At 60.1% G+C, this 700-nt stretch carries 1 pseudogene; it reads left to right on the top strand.

Going from position 1 to position 700, the window contains the following annotated elements:
• A pseudogene (coaBC, locus tag ACIONG_RS28930) lies at positions 1–700 on the top strand (bifunctional phosphopantothenoylcysteine decarboxylase/phosphopantothenate--cysteine ligase CoaBC); the annotation flags it as partial.

Here is a 700-nt window from a genome sequence, read left to right as displayed (position 1 = left end):
AATCATAATGCAAACGATAATGAAATCAAACAATCTAGATCAGACCTCTGCACAAACCATCAAGCGTCAGGCACTGACCGGCAAGCACGTAGTGATTACCGCCGGCCCGACCCAGGAAAACATCGACCCGGTGCGCTACATCACCAACCACAGCTCCGGAAAAATGGGCTTTGCCCTGGCCGAGGCAGCGGTGGAAGCCGGCGCCCGCGTCACGCTGATCAGCGGCCCGGTGCATCTGCCAACCCCGGATCGCGTCACCCGCATCGACGTGGTCAGCGCCCGGGACATGCTCGCCGCCTGCGAAGCCGCGATCCCGTGTGATGTGTTTATCTCTTCGGCAGCGGTCGCGGACTACCGCCCGGAAGTCGTTGCCCCGCAAAAGCTCAAGAAAGACCCTACGAGCGGTGACGGCTTCGTCCTGCAAATGGTGCGTAACCCGGACATCCTGGCCACCATCGCGACCCGTCCCGACCGTCCGTTCAGTGTCGGCTTCGCCGCCGAGACCGAACATCTGCTCGACTACGCTGCACGCAAGCTGAAGGACAAGAATCTCGATTTGATCGTCGCCAACGACGTCGCCAACCCGAGCATCGGTTTCAACAGCGAAGAAAACGCCTGCAGCGTGATTGACCGTGAGCTGCACGCCACGGTTTTCGCCCAGACCAGCAAGAGCAAGATCGCTCGCCACGTGGTCTGTTTG

Origin of the sequence: Pseudomonas sp. NPDC087817 (assembly GCF_044742875.1) — a bacterium.
In the GTDB taxonomy this organism is placed as follows: domain Bacteria; phylum Pseudomonadota; class Gammaproteobacteria; order Pseudomonadales; family Pseudomonadaceae; genus Aquipseudomonas.
Note: the sequence above shows the minus strand (reverse complement) of the source record. Positions and strands in the feature narration are given on the sequence as shown.